Here is a 17,640-nt window from a genome sequence, read left to right on the forward strand (position 1 = left end):
TCAGCGGCCCGAACTCACGCGCGATGGTAGGGATGATTCTGCGTGATGCTCCACGCGCGGTAAAGCTGTTCGGCAAGCAGCACGCGAACCATGCCGTGAGGCAGCGTGAGGCTGGAGATGCGCAGCATCAGTTCGGCGCGCGCCTTCACTTCGGGCGCGAGGCCGTCCGCGCCGCCGATCACGAATGCGACGTCGCGCCCGTCCTGTTGCCAGCCGGGCAGGGCGTTCGCGAGTTGCATGGTGGTCCAGTCGCGGCCGCGTTCATCGAGTGCGACGACGCGGGCGTTCTTCGGCAACGCGGCTTCAATTCGCTGCCGCTCGGCAGTCATCACGCTCTCGGCGTTGCGTCCGGACGAGCGTTGCTCGGGCTTGATTTCCTTGAGCTCGATACGCAGCTCAGGCGGCATGCGCTTCGCGTACTCGTCGAAGCCGTTTCCGATCCAGTCGGGCATCTTGTGTCCGACGGCCAGGATATAGAGCTTCATGAAGGCGCGAGCCCTCAGGCCTGCTTGCGCGCGGTCTTGCGCGCCGGGCGTTTCGCGGCCGGCGTGTCTGCTTCGTCGTCCTCGTCTTCGTCGTCGGTGACGCTCGCGCCGCCGAACATGTTCGGCTTTTGCAGCTTCACGCGCACGGGCTTGTCGCCCCAGACTTCCTCGAGGTTGTAGTACTGGCGCAGCGCCGGTTGCAGGATATGAACGACCGCGTCGCCGCAGTCGACCAGCACCCATTCGCCGATCTCTTCGCCTTCCGTGCTGATGATGTCGCCACCCGCTTCCTTGACCTTTTCGCGCACGCTGTTGGCGAGCGCCTTGGTCTGCCGGTTCGACGTCCCGCTCGCCACGACCACGCGGTCGAACAGCGACGTCAGGTGGCTCGTGTTGAACACCTTGATGTCTTGCGCCTTGACGTCTTCCAGACCGTCGATGATCGCGCGTTGCAGCTTTTGAAGTTCCATGGTTGCTGTGTCTTTACCGTGTCCGGTACAGGTGATGTTGAACAATATAGTCCCATACGGCGGATGGAACCTGAGCGCGCGGATCGCGCGTGCCGTCCTGCGCGCGAGCGTGCTCGCGGATCGCCGTGGCGGAGACGTCGATAAGAAGCGACTCGTCGATCAGCACGTGCCCGCACGGGCTTGCGCACAGCACGTCCGCCGACGCGCTGCGCGCGGCCACTTCCTGCGCGACTGCATCGGGCAGCGCGCGCAGATCGAAACCCGGCCGCGTCTCGACGCAGATGTGCGCGTAGTCGAAGAGCCGCTTCCAGTCGTGCCAGGAGTCGAGCTTCACGAGCTGGTCAGCGCCGATCAAAAGCGCGAGCGACGCGTTCGCGCCTTCGCGCTCGCGCCAGTGAGCCAGCGTATCGACGGTATAGGTGGGGCCGTCGCGCTCGATTTCATCGGTTGCGACGGTGATCTTCGCGCCGCCGAGATCGAGCGATTGCGCCGCCGCGCGTGTCATCGCGAGCCGGTGATGCGGCGCCGATACGCCCGCCTTCTGCCACGGCTGGCCCGCGGGCAGCAGCACGAGTTCGGTCAGGTGCAGGAGGGCGGCGAAGCGCCGGGCGAGCGCGAGATGGCCGTCGTGGATCGGATCGAACGTGCCGCCGAGCAGGCCGACGCGCTTCTCGCACGGCGCGCTCGGAGCGGCGGCGCGGTTCAAAGCCATTCCCGGCGCACCAGAAAGTCCCGGTAAAGCCGCGCTTCCGGCGTGCCGGGCTCCGGTTGCCAGTCGTAGCGCCAGTTCGCGACGGGCGGCATCGACATGAGAATGGACTCCGTGCGGCCACCGCTTTGCAGACCGAAGTGCGTGCCGCGATCGAACACGAGGTTGAACTCGACGTAGCGCCCGCGCCGGTACGCCTGAAATTCGCGCTCGCGTTCGGTGTACGGCGTGTCGCGCCGGCGCTCGATGATCGGCAGGTATGCATCCAGGAACGCATCGCCGACGCTTCTCATCATCGCGAATGAACGCTCGGAGCCGGGTTCTGCGAAGTCATCGAAAAAGATTCCGCCGATGCCGCGCTGCTCGTTTCGATGCTTGAGATAGAAGTACTCGTCGCACCACGTTTTGAAACGCGGGTACAGGTCCGCGCCGAACGGTTGCAGTGCTTCCCGGCAAACGCGATGAAAATGCACCGCGTCTTCTTCATAGCCGTAGATGGGCGTGAGGTCCATGCCGCCGCCGAACCAGAAGATCGGCGCTTCGCCGGGCGCAACGGCCGTCAGCATGCGGACGTTCATGTGCACGGTCGGGCAGTGCGGATTGCGCGGATGCATGACGAGCGAGACGCCGAGCGCTTCGAAGCCGCGCCCCGCGAGTTGCGGACGCGCCGCACTCGCCGATGGCGGCAGGGCGTCGCCCGCCACGTCCGAGAAACCGATGCCGGCGCGCTCGAAAAATCCGCCGCCTTCGAGAATGCGCGTCACGCCGCCGCCGCGCAGATGCGCGCCCGGCTCGCGAGTCCAGGCGTCGGTGGCGAAACGGGTGCCGTCGAACGCGCCGAGCGTATCGGCGATGCGCGTTTGCAGGCCCGTCAGATAGTCGCGCACCGCCGCGATATCGTGCGATGCGTCTGGTTGTGCCTCGCGGTCCGCGCTGCGTGTCGGTTCACTCATCGATGGATGCATTGCGCCAGTCGGCTGGCGCGTAAGTCGTGGTTCTTCAAAACGCGCTGCCGGACACGAGGTCCGGCAGCGCGGGTTCCGCGAAGCGAAGTTCCGCGTCAGCCGTGGCGGTCGCCCTGCTTGCGGTTCAGCGCGCGGTAGCCGATGTCCCGGCGATACTGCATGCCGTCGAACGAGATCTGATTGACTGTATCGTAGACCACGGATTGCGCGCCGCGCACGGAATCCGCCAGCCCGACCACGCACAGCACGCGTCCACCCGAGGTTGTCAGCTTGCCGTCAGCCAGCGTCGTGCCCGCGTGGAACGTCACGGCGTTCTCCGTTTCGGCCGGAATGCCGTTGATGCGGTCGCCCTTGCGCGGCGCGTCCGGGTAGTTATGCGCGGCCAGCACGACGCCGAGCGCCGTGCGCCGATCCCACTCCAGTTCCGCGCCGTCGAGCTTGCCGTCGATGGCCATTTCCACGACCTTCGAGAAATCGCCTTTGAGACGCGCCATGATCGGCTGCGTTTCCGGGTCGCCCATTCGGCAGTTGAATTCGAGCGTTTTCGGATTGCCGTTCGCGTCGATCATCAGGCCCGCGTAGAGAAAGCCGGTATAGCGGATGCCTTCGTTCTCCATGCCGCGCACCGTCGGCAGGATGATTTCGCGCATCACGCGGGCGTGCAGTTGCGGCGTGACGATCGGCGCGGGCGAATACGCGCCCATGCCGCCCGTGTTCGGGCCCTTGTCGCCGTCGAGCAGGCGTTTGTGGTCCTGGCTCGAAGCCAGCGCGAGCACGTGCTTGCCGTCCACCATCACGATGAAGCTCGCTTCCTCGCCGCTCAGGAATTCTTCGATGACCACGCGCGCGCCCGCATCGCCGAACTGGTTGTCGGCGAGCATGGAATCGACGGCGGCGTGCGCGTCTTGCGCGTTCATCGCGACGACCACGCCCTTGCCGGCAGCGAGTCCGTCCGCTTTCACGACGATCGGCGCGCCTTTCGCGTCGATGTACGCGTGCGCGGCCGCGGCGTCCGTGAAGGTTTCGTACTCGGCGGTCGGGATGTTGTGGCGCTTCATGAACGCCTTCGCGAAGTCCTTCGAGCTTTCGAGCTGCGCAGCTTCCCGGGTCGGCCCGAAGATTTTCAGCCCGCGCGAGCGGAACAGATTCACGATGCCCGCTGCGAGCGGCGTTTCCGGACCGACGACGGTCAGCGAGACGTGCTCTTTCTCGACGAAATCGGCGAGCGCCGCCGGGTCCGTGATATCGACGTTGCGCAGGCGCTCGTCCTGCGCGGTGCCGCCGTTGCCGGGCGCCACATAGACGATCTGCACGCGCGGCGACTGCGCGAGCTTCCATGCCAGCGCATGCTCCCGACCGCCCGAACCGACGACGAGTAACTTCATTTGAATCCCCGAAAAGCTTGAATGGAAACAGTGGCCCCGCACGCGCCGTCACCGCTGGCCGGCGCTCGCGCTCCGTTGCGGCACGGTCTAAAACGGTCTAAAACGGTCGAAAGCGGTCGAAACCGTGGAAAGGCGGCTCGCGCGGACAACGGCTGCGTCACGCGCCTTCCAAACGTCGAAGCAAAGCGAAAGCCGTTCCAGTCGCGGCGCGGCGAACGCGTCAAGCGCGGCGGGGCGCGACGGCCGACTACTCGTCGTTGATTGCGGCGTTTGTATAGACTTCCTGCACGTCGTCGAGATTTTCGAGCGCGTCGAGCAGCTTTTGCATTTTCACGGCGTCCTCGCCGCTGAACTCGACTTCCGTCTGCGGCTTCATGGTCACTTCGGCGAGTTCGGCCTTGAAGCCCGCGGCTTCCAGCGCGTCCTTCACCTTCTGGAAGTCGTTCGGCGGGCACAGCACTTCGATACTGCCGTCTTCGTTCGTGACCACGTCGTCGGCGCCCGCTTCGAGCGCCGCGTCCATCAGCTTGTCTTCGGGCGTGCCCGGCGCGAACAGGAACTGGCCGATGTGATCGAACATGAACGACACCGAGCCGTCCGTGCCCATGTTGCCGCCGAACTTCGAGAATGCGTGGCGCACTTCCGCGACCGTGCGCGTGCGGTTGTCCGTCATGGTGTCGACGATGATCGCCGCGCCGCCGATGCCATAGCCTTCGTAGCGGATTTCTTCGTAGTTCGCGCCATCCACGCCGCCGACGCCGCGCTGGATCGCGCGGTTGACGTTGTCCTTCGGCATGTTCGCGTCGTAGGCCTTGTCGACGGCGAGCCGCAGGCGCGGGTTCGAGTCGATGTCGCCGCCGCCCATGCGGGCCGCGACCTGGATTTCCTTGATGAGGCGCGTCCAGATCTTGCCTTTCTTCGCGTCGGCCGCTGCTTTCTTATGCTTGATGTTGGCCCATTTCGAATGACCCGCCATTACCTTTCTCCGTCGCGCGGCGCGTGAATTCGTGCGCCAAGTGTGCTGTGATGCGTGATTGCCTGCTGTCCGACCTGCGCTGCCGATTCGCTTGATGCTTTTAAGCGGCTGCCGGGTCGGCGCCGGGTGGGCGCGGCGCCATGCTGGAACGCGCGCCGAAACCCGATCAGAAACAGACCAAAATTTTAGCATGGCGCAACGCCCGGACAGCGGCGGCTCGCGCGCCTTCCGCCAAAACGAAACCGCCGCGCAGGCGCGCGGCGGTCACACGGCACAACACACCGAACGATCAGTTCTTCGTGCCGAAGAGCCGGTCGCCGGCATCGCCCAGACCGGGGACGATATACGCATGCTCGTTCAAATGCGAATCCAGCGACGCGACGTAGAGCTTCACATTCGGATGCGCGTCCTGGAACACCTTCACGCCCTCGGGCGCGGCCACCAGCGCCACGAAAATGATGTTCTCGTCCAGCACGTTGCGCCGCTTCATTACGTCGACGGCGTGAACGGCCGAATAGCCGGTCGCGACCATCGGATCGCACAGGATGAAGACACGCTCTTCCAGATCGGGCGGCAGGCGCACGAGATATTCCACCGGCCGATGGTCGTCCGCGCGATACACGCCGATATGCCCGACGCGCGCCGACGGCACCAGGTCGAGCAGGCCGTCCGACATGCCGATGCCCGCGCGCAGCACCGGGACAATCGCGAGCTTCTTGCCCGCGATCACCGGCGCGTCAATTTCGACGAGCGGCGTTTCCACGCGCTTGGTCGTCAATTGCAGGTTGCGCGTGATTTCATAGCCCATCAGCAGCGTGATTTCCCGCAGCAACTCGCGGAACGTGCGCGTCGACGTGTCCTTGTCCCGCATGTGGGTGAGCTTGTGCTGGATCAGCGGGTGGTTGAGGATGAAGAGATTGGGAAAGCGGCTGTCTTGTTTCATGGGTCTCGCGCAGTGCGCGTCCTGCTCGGGTGATGGTCCTGCCGTGGGCGGCCGCGCGGGGTGCGCCTTCTGATGCGCCGGGCCGACAGTGGCGACAGTTTACCGAAAAGGCCGCCATTGCCTAAGAATAATCGCCCGCGCTGCGGCCATGCAGGCCGCCGACGTTGCCGCCCCCGACGTTGCCGCCCTGATTCTTCTAGAATGCGCGAGAGGGTTGCGACGCGTGCAACGATGCCGCGCTTCGACCCGCCGATACGAACACTAGACGACGATCATGGAGGACGGACGATGGATATGGGAATCGCGGGGCGCACCGCGCTCGTGTGCGCGGCGAGCAAGGGTCTCGGGCGCGGCTGTGCGGAGGCGCTCGCCGCCGAGGGCGTGAATCTCGTCATCACGGCGCGCACGGCCGAGACGCTCGAAGCGACGGCGGCCACCATTCGCGCGCAGTACGGCGTGACCGTGCAGGCCGTCGCGTGCGATATCACGACGCCCGAAGGCCACGCGGCCGCGCTCGCCGCCTGCCCGCAGCCGGACATTCTGGTGAACAACGCGGGCGGGCCGCCGCCGGGCGACTTCCGCAACTTCACGCATGACATGTGGATCAAGGCGCTCGAAGCGAACATGCTGACGCCGATCGAACTCATCAAGCGGACCATCGACGGCATGATCGATCGCGGCTTCGGGCGCATCGTGAATATCACGAGTTCGTCGGTGAAGGCGCCTATCGACGTGCTCGGCCTGTCGAACGGCGCGCGCTCGGGCTTGACGGGCTTCGTCGCGGGCGTGGCGCGCAAGGTGGCTGCCACCGGCGTCACGATCAACAACCTGCTGCCCGGCACGTTCGACACCGACCGCGTGGCCGTCACGTTCGAGGCGCAGGCGAAGGCGCAGAACATTTCGATCGACGAGGCGCGCGCGCGCCGGGCGCAGAGTCTGCCCGCCGGGCGCTTCGGCAATCCGGACGAATTCGGCAGGACGTGCGCGTTCCTGTGCAGCGTGCATGCCGGCTATATCATCGGGCAGAACATTCTGATCGATGGCGGCGCTTATCCTGGCACCTACTGACCGGCGGCATTGAAAGAGGAGCGAAAGCAGCCCATGAGCACACGCGTCGCGCTAATTGCGCACGATATGAAAAAGGACGACATCGTCGCACTCACGGGCGAGTATGTCGAAACACTGGCGCAATGCCTGCTCGTCGCGACCGGCACCACGGGCGCGCGCATCGCCGCGGCGCATGGGCTCGATGTCGAGCGCAAGCTGTCCGGCCCGCATGGCGGCGACTTGCAGATCGGCGGGGAGCTCGCGGAAGGGCGCGTCGACGTCGTGATCTTTCTGCGCGACCCGATGACGCCGCAGCCGCACGAGCCCGACATCAACGCGCTGGTGCGCGCCTGCGACGTGCACAACGTGCCGTGCGCGACCAATGTGTCGACCGCGCGCATGATTCTCGACGAATTGCGCGCCCGGCTCGTGCGGGCGCGCTGAAGCATCCACGAAACGAAGGAGGCGTTCGACCGATGACCAAGGCAATCCGATTCGACAAGCCAGGCGGCCCGGAGGTGATGAAATGGGTCGATGTGAACGTGGGCGAGCCGGGCAAGGGCGAAATTCGCGTGAAACATCATGCGGTGGGGCTCAACTTCATCGACGTGTATTTCCGCACCGGCCTCTATCCGATGCCGCTGCCCGGCGGTCTCGGCATGGAAGGCGCGGGCGAGGTGACGGCGGTGGGCGAGGGCGTCACGCAATTCAAGCCGGGTGATCGCGTGGCGTATGCGTCGCGTCCGCCGGGCGCGTATGCGGAAGAACGCGTGATGGCGGCGGATTACGTCGTCAAGCTGCCCGATGCGATCGGCTTCGAGGATGCCGCGTCGATCATGCTGCAAGGGCTGACGGCGCAATACCTGCTGCGCCGCACGTACCGCGTGAAGGCCGGCGACACCGTGCTGATCCACGCGGCGGCGGGCGGCGTCGGCATGCTCGCGTGCCAGTGGGCGAAGGCGCTCGGCGCGAGGGTCATCGGCACGGTCGGGTCCGACGAGAAGGCGGCGCTCGCGAAAGAACACGGCTGCGACTACCCGATCGTCTACACGCGCGAGAACTTCACGCAGCGCGTGCGCGAGATCACGAACGGCGCGGGCGTGCCCGTCGTCTACGATTCCATCGGCAAGGACACGTACGTGGCGTCGCTCGATTGTCTCGCGCCGCTCGGTCTCTTCGTGAGCTTCGGCAATTCGTCGGGGCCGCTGCCGCCCATCGATTCTTCCGAGCTGGCCGGACGCGGCTCGTTGTTCTTCACGCGTCCGACGCTTTTCAGCTATATCGCCAGGCGCAGCGATCTCAATACGATGGCCGCCGAGTTGTTCGACGTCGTGTCGTCGGGCAAGGTCAAGACCAACGTGCGGCAGCGGTATTCGCTCGCGGACGCGGCGCGCGCGCACGAAGACCTCGAAGCGCGCAAGACGACCGGCTCGACCATTTTTCTGCCCTGAACGCGGGTACGTTGGGCGGCGGGCTCGTATCCAAAATCGCATAACATGCGATGCGCGAGCCGTCCTTCACCGTCGCCCTGGTAGAAGACGAAAAGCAGATGCTGCGCTTCGTGTGCGTGTGGCTCGAAGCGCAGGACATGACCGTGCACAAAACCGGGACCGGCCAGCAAGGGCTGATCTCGGCTTGCCGGACACGCACGGCATCGACGTGATCCGCGAGTTGCGAAGCTGGACCGAAGTGCCGGTCATCGTGTTGTCGGCGCGCACGCACTAAGAAGCGAAAGTCGCCGCGCTCGACTATCTGACGAAGCACTTCGGCGTGTCCGAACTGACGGCGCTTATCCGCGCGCATGTGCGGCGGCGCAACCGAACGGCGGCGAGCAAAACGCCCGTGGTCAGCGTCGGCGACGTCGCGGTCCATCTCGCGCTACGGCGCGTGACCAGAACGGCGAGAGCGCGCATCCGACGCCCATCGAATACCGCCTCCTCGCGACGCTCGTGCGCGATGCGGGGCGCATGCTGACGCATCGGCATTTGCTGCGCGAAGTTTGCGGGCCGTCGCATGTCGAGAGTCCGCGTCACCTGCGCATCTACACGGCGCATTTGCGGAAGAAGCATCGAACGCGATGCCGCCCAGCCCGAGCACATCGTCACCGAAACGGGCGTCGGCTATCGGCTGGTCGGCGCGAACTGAATGCGTTCAGGCCGTGGCGGCCGCGAGCGCATCCAGCGCATCGTCGATGGCTTCTTCCCCGCCGACAAAGCCGATCGTGCGGTTCATCACGCCGAGCATCAGGCATCGCACGGCCACTTCGGCCACGTCTTCACGCGAGACCGCCGGCATCTGCTCGATGCGTTCGTCGGCAAGCGCAATGCTGCCGCGCCCCGGCGCATCGGAAAGCGGGCCGGGCCGAAGAATCGCGTACGGCACGCCGCGACGCGCCACGTAGTCGTCGGCTTCGCGCTTCATGCGTGAGTAGTGGCGCAGCGCCAGCGGACTGCGCTGCGGCTGATACGCGGACAACGCGCTCACCACGACCAGTTGCCGCACGCGGCGGCGCTTCGCATAATCGGCGGTCCGCATGACGGCGTCGCGGTCGATGTCGCGCTCCTCGCTCACGCCTTCCGATTCCGCGGAGCCCGCCGCGTAGACGACATGCGTGATGTCGTCGAAGGCGTGCGAAAAGTCGTGCGTGAGGTCGCCGAGCACGATTTCCGCGCCGAGCGCCGCGAACTCGCTCTTGTGCGCGGACTTGCGCAACAGCGCGCGAAAGGGGATGCCTTCTTCATGCAAGCGCCGCGCGACATGACGGCCCGTGCGGCCGTGCGCGCCGATCAGCAGGACTTTCATCGCCTTCATTCGAGACGCTCCTTGCGTGGACGGTCAGAACACCGTAGGCGATTTTCGCGGCGCATGCCAGCGGAAGTTCATTCCACCGCGCTCGCCGGTCTCGCGCCGCCCTTACGACGCGCCCGCCGCGCTTCCGAGCGCACGCGGATGCGGTCCATGTACAGATAGACGACAGGCGTGGTGTAAAGCGTCAGCATCTGGCTGACGATCAGCCCGCCGACGATCGCGATGCCGAGCGGCGCGCGCATCTCCGAGCCTTCGCCGGTGCCGAACGCGAGCGGCAGCGCGCCGAGCAAGGCGGCGGCGGTCGTCATCATGATCGGGCGAAAGCGCAGCAGGCACGCTTCCTCGATCGCATCGCGCGAGGTTTTTGCGCCGTGGCGCGTGGCTTCGATCGCGAAGTCCACCATCATGATCGCGTTCTTCTTCACGATGCCGATCAGCAAGATGACCGCGATCAGCGCGATGATGCTGAACTCGGTATGAAAGAGCAGCAGCGCGAGCAGCGCGCCGATGCCCGCCGACGGCAGCGTCGACAGAATCGTGATCGGGTGAATGTAACTCTCGTACAGGATGCCAAGCACGATGTACACCGCCGCGAGCGCCGCGAGAATGAGAAGCGGCTGGTCGTTGAGCGATTGCTGGAACGCCTGCGCCGTGCCCTGGAAGCTGCCGTGAATGGTCGGCGGCACGCCCAGTTCGGCCATGGTTTCGTAGATCGCGGCGGTCGCGGCTGACAGCGATTTGCCCGGCGGCAAGTTGAACGAAATGGTCGAGGCGACGAACTGGCTCTGGTGGTTCACGGAGAGCGGCGTGTTGCCCGGCCCGAACTTCGCGATGGACGAGAGCGGCACCATCGTTTCCTTCGACGTGGACACCGCCGCGCCCGACGACGATCCCGACTTGCCGCTCGCCGCAATCGCGTTGGTCGCGGAATTGCGCACGGATTCGAGCGCGAGCGCGGCGGTGGTGTCGGCCGTGCTGGTCGACGAGCCGCCCGCGCCGGTCGAACCGGTCGCGGAAGTGGATGCCGTGCTGGTCGCGCTGGAGGTCGTCGTGGAATTGGTCGAGGCCGCGCCGCTCGCCGTGCCGCCCGACGTGCTGACGTAGATCTGCTTGAGCATTTCCGGGTCTTGCCAGTACTTCGGCGCGACTTCCATCACCACGTGATATTGGGACAGCGCGTTATAGATGGTCGAGACCTGCCGCTGGCCGAAGGCGTCGTAGAGCGTGTTGTCGATCTGCGCGGGCTTGATGTTCAGGCGCGCGGCGGTCGCGCGGTCGAACGTGACCATGGCTTCGAGGCCGCCTTGCTGCTGGTCCGAGTTCACGTCGGTCAGCTCGGGCCGGTGTTGCAGCGCCTCGGTGATCTTCGGCGCCCAGGTGTACAGATCGGAAGTCGTGTCCGAGAGCAGCGTGAACTGATACTGCGCGTTCGACTGCCGCCCGCCCACGCGAATGTCCTGCACCGCCTGAAGAAACGTGCGCGCGCCGGCGACGTCGGCGAGCGGGCGGCGCAAGCGGTTGATGACCTGATCCGCCGAAATCTTGCGTTCGCTCTTCGGCTTGAGCGAGATGAACATGAAGCCCGAATTGGTCGAACGGCCGCCCGTGAAACCCGCGACGCTGTCGACGGCAGGATCCGCCTCCACGATACGCATCATTTCCGAGAACTTCACCTTCATCGCCTGAAACGACGTGCTCTGGTCCGCCTGAATGCCGCCGATGATGCGTCCCGTGTCCTGCTGCGGGAAAAAGCCCTTCGGCACGATCACGTATAGATAGAAGTTGAGGCCGATGGTCGCGAGCAGAATCAGCAGGATGGTGCGCGGATGCCCGAGCGCCCAGCCGAGCGTGCGCGCGTAGCCGCGCTGCATGCGCTCGAATTGCCGTTCGAGCCACCGCGCGACGCGGCCTTCTTCGCGCTTCTCGTGCGCCTCTTCGAGCAGGCGCGAGCACATCATGGGCGTGACGGTGAGCGACACGACGAGCGACACGGCGATGGCAAGCGAGAGCGTCAGCGCGAATTCGCGGAACAGCCGCCCGACGATGCCGCCCATGAGCAGGATCGGCAGGAACACCGCCACGAGCGACACGCTGATGGACAGCACCGTGAAGCCGACTTCGCGCGCGCCGATGATCGCCGCCTGCATGCGCGGCACGCCTTTCTCGACATGCCGCGAGATGTTTTCCAGCACGACGATCGCGTCGTCGACCACGAAGCCGGTCGCGATGGTCAGCGCCATGAGCGAGAGGTTGTCGAGCGAGAAGCCGAGCAGGTACATCGCGGCGAACGTGCCGATGATGGAGATCGGGACGGCGACGCTCGGAATGAGCGTCGCGCGCCAGTTGCGCAGGAACAGGAACACGACCATCACGACAAGCGCCACCGCGACCACGAGCGTGAGTTCGGTGTCGTGCAGCGACGAGCGGATGGTGGTCGAGCGGTCGGCAGTCGGCGTAATCTGCACGTCGGCGGGCAGCGCGGCCTGCAACTGCGGCACCATCGCCTTCACGCGGTCGATCGTCTCGATGATGTTCGCGCCCGGCTGCCGGTACAGAATGACGAGCACCGCGTGCTTGTTGTTGATAAGGCCGAGATTGCGCAGGTCTTCGACCGAATCGACCACTTCGCCGACGTCCGAGAGCTTCACCGCCGATCCGTTGCGGTACGCGACCACGAGGTCCTTGTACTGCGCGGCCTTGCTCGCCTGATCGTTGGTGTAGAGCTGGACGTGCGTGCCCTGGAACTCGATCGAACCTTTGGGACTGTTCGCATTGGCCGATGCGAGCGCGGCCCGCACGTCCTCCAGCCCGATGCCGTAGTGGAAAAGCGCGCCCGGCTCCAGTTCCACGCGCACAGCCGGATTCGCCGAGCCGCTCACGTCGACTTCGCCGACGCCCGGCACCGTCGAAAGCGTCTGCTGCAAGACGGTCGCGGCGGAATCGTAGAGCGCGCCCGCCGTGCGCGTCGGCGAAGAGAGCGCGAGCACGAGAATCGGCGCGTCGGCCGGATTGACCTTGTGGTAGGTCGGATTGCTGCGCAGGGAGGTCGGCAAATCGGCGCGGGCGGCGTTGATCGCGGCTTGCACGTCGCGCGCGGCACCGTCGATGTCGCGGTTCAGACCGAATTGCAGCGTGATGCGCGTGGTGCCGACGGAGCTCATCGACGTCATTTCGCTCACGTCCGCGATGCTGCCGAGATGGCGTTCGAGCGGACTCGCGACACTCGTCGCCACCGTTTCCGGGCTCGCGCCCGGCAGCGACGCCTGCACGGAGATGGTCGGGAAATCGACCTGCGGCAGCGGCGCGACGGGCAGTTTGACGAACGCGAACATGCCCGCGAGCGCGATGCCGACGGCGAGCAGCGTCGTCGCGACGGGCCGGCCGATGAAAAGACGCGACAGGTTCATGCCTTACTCCACGTCGCCCGCCGGACGCGGCGCGCTCATGCCGTCGCCGCCGAAGCGCGAGCGCAGCTTGCGCCCGAGCGAATCGAAGCCGAGGTAAATCACCGGCGTCGTAAAGAGCGTGAGCAACTGCGACACAATCAGCCCGCCCACGATCGCAATGCCGAGCGGATGGCGCAGCTCCGAACCCGCGCCCCAGCCGAGCATCAGCGGCAACGCGCCGAGGAGCGCCGCCATGGTCGTCATGAGAATCGGGCGAAAGCGCAGCAGACACGCCTGGAAAATGGCCTCGCGCGGCGGCTTGCCTTGTTCGCGTTCGGCTTCGAGCGCGAAGTCGATCATCATGATCGCGTTCTTCTTCACGATGCCGATCAAAAGCACGATGCCGATGATCCCGATGATATCGAGGTCGTGCCCGGTGATCATCAGCGAGAGCAGTGCGCCGACGCCCGCCGAGGGCAGCGTCGAGAGAATGGTGATCGGATGGATGAAGCTCTCGTACAGCACGCCGAGCACGATATACATCGTGATGATCGCCGCGAGAATCAGGAACAGTTCGTTCGAGAGCGATGCCTGAAACGCGAGCGCCGCGCCCTGGTAGCGAATCTGGAACGAGGCGGGCAAGCCGATCTCGTTCTTCGCTTCTTCGATCGCCTTTACAGCCGCGCCGAGCGACGCGCCCTTCGCCAGATTGAACGAAACGGTGGTCGCGGGAAACTGCCCGAGGTGCGTGACGAGCAAGGGCGCGGCGCGCTCATGGAACTTGGCGATGGCCGAGAGCGGCACTTGCCCGTTCGTCGCGGTGGACGAGGGCAGATAAATGCCGTTGAGCGTCTCGCTGTAATGCGCGTCGGTCGGCTCGCTCTCCAGAATCACGCGGTACTGGTTCGACTGCGTGAAGATGGTCGAGATAATGCGTTGCCCGAACGCGTCATAGAGCGCGTTGTCCACGGTCGCGGGCGTGATGCCGAAGCGCGCGGCCGTTTCGCGGTCGATTTCCACGTACACCGACTGCCCGTTCTGCTGAAGGTCGGTGGCGACATCGGTCAGGATCGAGCTGTGTTGCAGCCGGTCGACGAGCTTCGGCACCCATTGCGCGAATTCGGCCGAATTCGGATCGGTCAGCATGAACTGGTATTGCGTCGGGCTGACCGTGGAGTCGATCGTCAAATCCTGCACCGGCTGCATATAGAGCCTGATGCTCGGAATGTCCGCCACTTCGTTCTGGATCGAACGGATGATTTCGCTCGACGTATTGCTGCGGTCGTCGCGCGGCTTCAGGTTGATGAGCATGCGCCCGCTGTTGAGCGTGATGTTCGTGCCGTCCACGCCGATGAACGAGGTGAGGCTTTCCACGTCCGGGTTCTGAAGAATCTTCGCCGCGAGCGCCTGTTGCTGTTCCGCAACCGCCTGATACGACGCCGCCTGCGGCGCCTGCGTGATCGCCTGGATCACGCCCGTGTCCTGGGTCGGGAAGAAGCCCTTCGGAATGTACGCGTACAGCACGCCGGTCAGCACGAGCGTGAGCAGCGCGACCACGAGCGTCGAACGCTGCCGGTCGAGCACCCACTCGAGCGCCACCGCATAACGGCCGATGACGTAATCGATGAACCGATGCGCGCGCGCCTCGAAGCGCCGGCTGTCCTTCGGCGGCGTATGGCGCAGCAGTTTCGCGCACATCATCGGCACGAGCGTGAGCGACACGATGGCCGAAATGACGATGGTCACGGCAAGCGTGATGGCGAACTCGTGGAAGAGCCGCCCGACCACATCGCCCATGAAGAGCAGCGGAATCAGCACCGCGATGAGCGATACCGTGAGCGAAATGATCGTGAAGCCGATCTGCCGCGAGCCCTTCAGCGCCGCTTCGAGCGGCGCTTCGCCTTCTTCCACGTAGCGCGCGATGTTCTCGATCATGACGATGGCGTCATCGACGACGAAGCCCGTCGCGATGGTCAGCGCCATCAGCGAGAGGTTGTCGAGCGAGAAGCCGCACAGGTACATGGCCGCGAGCGTGCCGACGAGCGAGAGCGGCACCGACAGGCTCGGGATGATGGTCGCGTAGACGTTCGCGAGGAACAGATAAATGACGAGCACGACGAGCACGACGGACAGCGCCAGTTCGAACTCCACGTCCCGCACGGACGCGCGAATGGTCGTGGTGCGGTCCGTGACCACGCGCACGTCGAGCGCGGCGGGCAGCGATTGCTGCAATTGCGGCAGCAGCTTCTTGATGCCGTCCACCACCTGAATCACGTTCGCGCCCGGCTGACGCTGCACGTTCAGGATGATGGCGGGCGTCGAATCGACCCATGCGCCGAGCTTCGTGTTTTCCGGCCCCTGCACGATGGTCGCGACGTCGGTCAGCATTACTGGCCGTCCGTTGCGATACGCGACGACCGCGCTCTTGTAAGCGTTGGCGTCGGTGAGCTGGTCGTTCGCGTTGATGGTGTAGGCGCGCGTCGGGCCGTCAAAATTGCCCTTCGGCGTGTTGACGTTGAGGTTAGAGATCGTGGTGCGCAGATCGTCGATATTGAGCCCGTAGGAGGCGAGCGCGCGCGTGTTGGCCTGAATGCGGACTGCCGGCCGGTTGCCGCCGCTCACCGACACGAGGCCGACGCCCGCGACCTGCGAAATCTTCTGCCCGAGCCGCGTGTCCGCGAGATCCTGCACCTGCGTGAGCGGCAGCGTCTTCGAACTGACCGCGAGCGTCATGATCGGCGCGTCGGCAGGGTTGACCTTTGCGTAGATCGGCGGGGCGGGCAGGTCGGACGGCAGCAGGTTGCCCGCCGCGTTGATGGCGGCCTGCACTTCCTGCTCGGCGATATCGAGCGGCAAGTCGAGGCTGAACTGCAACGTGATCACCGATGCCCCCGCCGAACTCTGCGACGACATCTGGTTGAGGCTTGCCATCTGCCCGAACTGCTTTTCGAGCGGCGCGGTGACGCTGGAGGTCATCACGTCCGGCGACGCGCCGGGGTAGAAGGTCTGCACCTGAATCGTCGGATAGTCGACGGCGGGCAGCGCGGACAGCGGCAGAAAGCGCAGCGCGACGAGGCCGACGAGCATGATCGCCGCCATCAGCAGCGCCGTGCCGACCGGACGCAGAATAAAAAGGCGGGAGGGATTCATGCGAGAGGCTTAGAAATCACTGTGGCTATTGCTGACGGCGATGATGCCCGCCGTGCTGCGCGCCCGATGCTCCCGAAGCCGCGGCCGCAGCGGAAGCGCCCGACGCCGCCGACGCGCCCGACGCGCCCTTCGCGCGTTCGGCGGGAATCGTGATCTTCGCACCTTCTTTCAGGCGGTCCGAGCCGTCGATGACCACGCGCTCGCCCACTTGCAGGCCAGACTTGATGCTCGTGCGCTCGCCATCGACCGGACCGGTTTTCACGTTGCGCACCGTCACCGTGTTGTCCGGCTTCACGACATACACGAACGACCCGGACGAGCCGTTGAGCACCGCCGAGGTCGGCACGATGGTCGCGTTCTTGATGACGTCGACGAGCAGCTTCGTATTCACGAACTGATTCGGGAAGAGCAGGCTCTCCTTGTTGTCGAAGGTGGCGCGCAGCTTGACCGTGCCCGTGGCGGTGTCGATCTGGTTGTCGACGGTTTCGAGGTAGCCGGATTCGAGCGCGGTGGTGTTCGCGCGGTCATAGGCCGTCGCCGACATTTTCACGCCCGCGCGCAGCGGCTTCATGATGGCGGCGAGGTTGTCTTCGGAGGTCGTGAAGATCACGCTGATCGGCTGCAACTGCGTGATGACGACGACGCCGTTCGTGTCGCCCGTGGTCACGTAGTTGCCCGGATCGACCTGGCGCAAGCCCACGCGCCCGGACACCGGCGCGGTGATGCGCGCATAGGTGAGGTCTAGCTTGTAGGTATCGACATTAGCCTGGTCGGACTTCACCGCGCCTTCGTACTGCTTGACGAGCGATGCCTGCGTGTCCACCTGCTGCTTCGCGATGGAGTCCTGCGAGAGCAGCGTCTGATACCGCTGCAAGTCGAGCCGCGCGGTTTGCAGCAACGCCTGATCGCGGGCCAGCGTGCCTTGCGCGTTACGCAGCGAGATTTCGTAAGGACGCGGGTCGATTTGCGCGAGCACGTCGCCCTTCTTGACCATCTGGCCTTCGTGGAACGCGACGTCCATCAGCGTGCCGCTGAGCTGCGTCTTCACTGTGACGTTCGCGAGCGGCGTGACCGTGCCGAGCGCGTTGATGACCACCGGCATCTCGCCCTGCGAGACGGTCGCGACATGGACCGGCTGCGGCTGGTTCATCGCGTCCGCGCCGCCGCGCCGTCCGCCCTGATGCGCTTGCTGCGGCGAGCCCGCCGTGCCGCCGCGATTCCACGGATGCCACCACGCGACGGCTCCCGCGATAATCAACACGGCCACGACGAGCGGCAGGAGACGGCGGCGGCGGGGCGCGGCGGTGGTGACGGGT

Annotated in this window: 14 protein-coding genes and 1 pseudogene; 4 read left to right on the forward strand and 11 right to left on the reverse strand. The window is 65.4% G+C overall.

Annotated features, from left to right (window positions below; genetic code table 11):
• Positions 1 to 14 precede the first annotated feature (14 nt).
• From rlmH to upp, 7 genes are all read right to left on the reverse strand, one after another.
• Positions 15 to 485: a 23S rRNA (pseudouridine(1915)-N(3))-methyltransferase RlmH gene (gene rlmH / locus GV035_RS14220; protein WP_159835703.1), complete on the reverse strand. Its 471-nt coding sequence runs from the start codon at positions 483 to 485 to the stop codon at positions 15 to 17.
• 14 nt (positions 486 to 499) lie between these two features.
• Positions 500 to 955 (reverse strand): ribosome silencing factor, encoded by a 456-nt coding sequence (rsfS, locus tag GV035_RS14225; RefSeq protein ID WP_159835704.1) that lies wholly within the window; start codon positions 953 to 955, stop codon positions 500 to 502.
• Positions 956 to 968: 13 nt separating this feature from the next.
• On the reverse strand, positions 969 to 1,667 hold the full coding sequence (locus tag GV035_RS14230) for a nicotinate-nucleotide adenylyltransferase (RefSeq protein WP_159835705.1): 699 nt from the start codon (positions 1,665 to 1,667) through the stop codon (positions 969 to 971).
• A complete protein-coding gene (hemF, locus tag GV035_RS14235; protein WP_159835706.1) occupies positions 1,658 to 2,617 on the reverse strand; it encodes an oxygen-dependent coproporphyrinogen oxidase in 960 nt (319 codons plus the stop codon). Before hemF ends, GV035_RS14230 begins: the two co-directional genes overlap by 10 nt.
• Before the next feature lie 107 nt (positions 2,618 to 2,724).
• Entirely contained in the window at positions 2,725 to 4,014 is a 1,290-nt protein-coding gene (gene purD / locus GV035_RS14240; RefSeq protein ID WP_159835707.1) for a phosphoribosylamine--glycine ligase, read from the reverse strand.
• A 247-nt stretch (positions 4,015 to 4,261) separates the two neighbouring features.
• Positions 4,262 to 4,990 (reverse strand): YebC/PmpR family DNA-binding transcriptional regulator, encoded by a 729-nt coding sequence (locus GV035_RS14245; RefSeq protein WP_159835708.1) that lies wholly within the window; start codon positions 4,988 to 4,990, stop codon positions 4,262 to 4,264.
• 289 nt (positions 4,991 to 5,279) lie between these two features.
• The gene (gene upp, locus GV035_RS14250; RefSeq protein ID WP_159835709.1) at positions 5,280 to 5,933 is read right to left on the reverse strand and encodes a uracil phosphoribosyltransferase; all 654 of its coding nucleotides are present in this window, start codon (positions 5,931 to 5,933) and stop codon (positions 5,280 to 5,282) included.
• A gap of 288 nt (positions 5,934 to 6,221) precedes the next feature.
• On the opposite strand from upp, the gene GV035_RS14255 reads away from it, so the two are divergent.
• The 4 genes and pseudogenes from GV035_RS14255 (at position 6,222) to GV035_RS14270 (ending at position 9,125) form a co-directional block, all read left to right on the forward strand.
• Entirely contained in the window at positions 6,222 to 7,001 is a 780-nt protein-coding gene (locus GV035_RS14255; protein ID WP_159835710.1) for an SDR family oxidoreductase, read from the forward strand.
• 33 nt (positions 7,002 to 7,034) lie between these two features.
• Positions 7,035 to 7,424 carry a methylglyoxal synthase gene (locus tag GV035_RS14260; protein ID WP_159835711.1) on the forward strand — a complete coding sequence of 130 codons (390 nt, stop codon included), beginning with the start codon at positions 7,035 to 7,037 and terminating at the stop codon, positions 7,422 to 7,424.
• A 32-nt stretch (positions 7,425 to 7,456) separates the two neighbouring features.
• A complete protein-coding gene (locus GV035_RS14265; protein WP_159835712.1) occupies positions 7,457 to 8,431 on the forward strand; it encodes a quinone oxidoreductase family protein in 975 nt (324 codons plus the stop codon).
• A 50-nt stretch (positions 8,432 to 8,481) separates the two neighbouring features.
• Positions 8,482 to 9,125, forward strand: a pseudogene (locus tag GV035_RS14270) (winged helix-turn-helix domain-containing protein).
• Between the two features lie 6 nt (positions 9,126 to 9,131).
• On the opposite strand, the gene GV035_RS14275 reads toward GV035_RS14270, so the two are convergent.
• The 4 genes from GV035_RS14275 to GV035_RS14290 form a co-directional block, all read right to left on the reverse strand.
• A complete protein-coding gene (locus tag GV035_RS14275) occupies positions 9,132 to 9,791 on the reverse strand; it encodes an SDR family oxidoreductase (protein ID WP_159835713.1) in 660 nt (219 codons plus the stop codon).
• Positions 9,792 to 9,859: 68 nt separating this feature from the next.
• On the reverse strand, positions 9,860 to 13,195 hold the full coding sequence (locus GV035_RS14280) for an efflux RND transporter permease subunit (protein WP_159835714.1): 3,336 nt from the start codon (positions 13,193 to 13,195) through the stop codon (positions 9,860 to 9,862).
• Positions 13,196 to 13,198: 3 nt separating this feature from the next.
• Complete coding sequence (locus GV035_RS14285; protein ID WP_159835715.1) at positions 13,199 to 16,324, reverse strand: MdtB/MuxB family multidrug efflux RND transporter permease subunit; 3,126 nt, start codon at positions 16,322 to 16,324, stop codon at positions 13,199 to 13,201.
• 25 nt (positions 16,325 to 16,349) lie between these two features.
• Positions 16,350 to 17,640: MdtA/MuxA family multidrug efflux RND transporter periplasmic adaptor subunit (locus GV035_RS14290; RefSeq protein ID WP_159835716.1), on the reverse strand; the 1,291-nt coding region annotated here is incomplete at its 5' end.

This window comes from Burkholderia sp. 8Y, assembly GCF_902506145.1.
In the GTDB taxonomy this organism is placed as follows: domain Bacteria; phylum Pseudomonadota; class Gammaproteobacteria; order Burkholderiales; family Burkholderiaceae; genus Caballeronia.

What these genes read in the sequence shown, in the direction of transcription:
- rlmH (WP_159835703.1), bottom strand. Translation starts at nt 485, where the DNA reads ATGAAGCTCTATATCCTGGCCGTCGGACACAAGATGCCCGACTGGATC.
- rsfS (WP_159835704.1), bottom strand. Translation starts at nt 955, where the DNA reads ATGGAACTTCAAAAGCTGCAACGCGCGATCATCGACGGTCTGGAAGAC.
- GV035_RS14230 (WP_159835705.1), bottom strand. Translation starts at nt 1,667, where the DNA reads ATGGCTTTGAACCGCGCCGCCGCTCCGAGCGCGCCGTGCGAGAAGCGC.
- hemF (WP_159835706.1), bottom strand. Translation starts at nt 2,617, where the DNA reads ATGAGTGAACCGACACGCAGCGCGGACCGCGAGGCACAACCAGACGCA.
- purD (WP_159835707.1), bottom strand. Translation starts at nt 4,014, where the DNA reads ATGAAGTTACTCGTCGTCGGTTCGGGCGGTCGGGAGCATGCGCTGGCA.
- GV035_RS14245 (WP_159835708.1), bottom strand. Translation starts at nt 4,990, where the DNA reads ATGGCGGGTCATTCGAAATGGGCCAACATCAAGCATAAGAAAGCAGCG.
- upp (WP_159835709.1), bottom strand. Translation starts at nt 5,933, where the DNA reads ATGAAACAAGACAGCCGCTTTCCCAATCTCTTCATCCTCAACCACCCG.
- GV035_RS14255 (WP_159835710.1), top strand. Translation starts at nt 6,222, where the DNA reads ATGGATATGGGAATCGCGGGGCGCACCGCGCTCGTGTGCGCGGCGAGC.
- GV035_RS14260 (WP_159835711.1), top strand. Translation starts at nt 7,035, where the DNA reads ATGAGCACACGCGTCGCGCTAATTGCGCACGATATGAAAAAGGACGAC.
- GV035_RS14265 (WP_159835712.1), top strand. Translation starts at nt 7,457, where the DNA reads ATGACCAAGGCAATCCGATTCGACAAGCCAGGCGGCCCGGAGGTGATG.
- GV035_RS14275 (WP_159835713.1), bottom strand. Translation starts at nt 9,791, where the DNA reads ATGAAGGCGATGAAAGTCCTGCTGATCGGCGCGCACGGCCGCACGGGC.
- GV035_RS14280 (WP_159835714.1), bottom strand. Translation starts at nt 13,195, where the DNA reads ATGAACCTGTCGCGTCTTTTCATCGGCCGGCCCGTCGCGACGACGCTG.
- GV035_RS14285 (WP_159835715.1), bottom strand. Translation starts at nt 16,324, where the DNA reads ATGAATCCCTCCCGCCTTTTTATTCTGCGTCCGGTCGGCACGGCGCTG.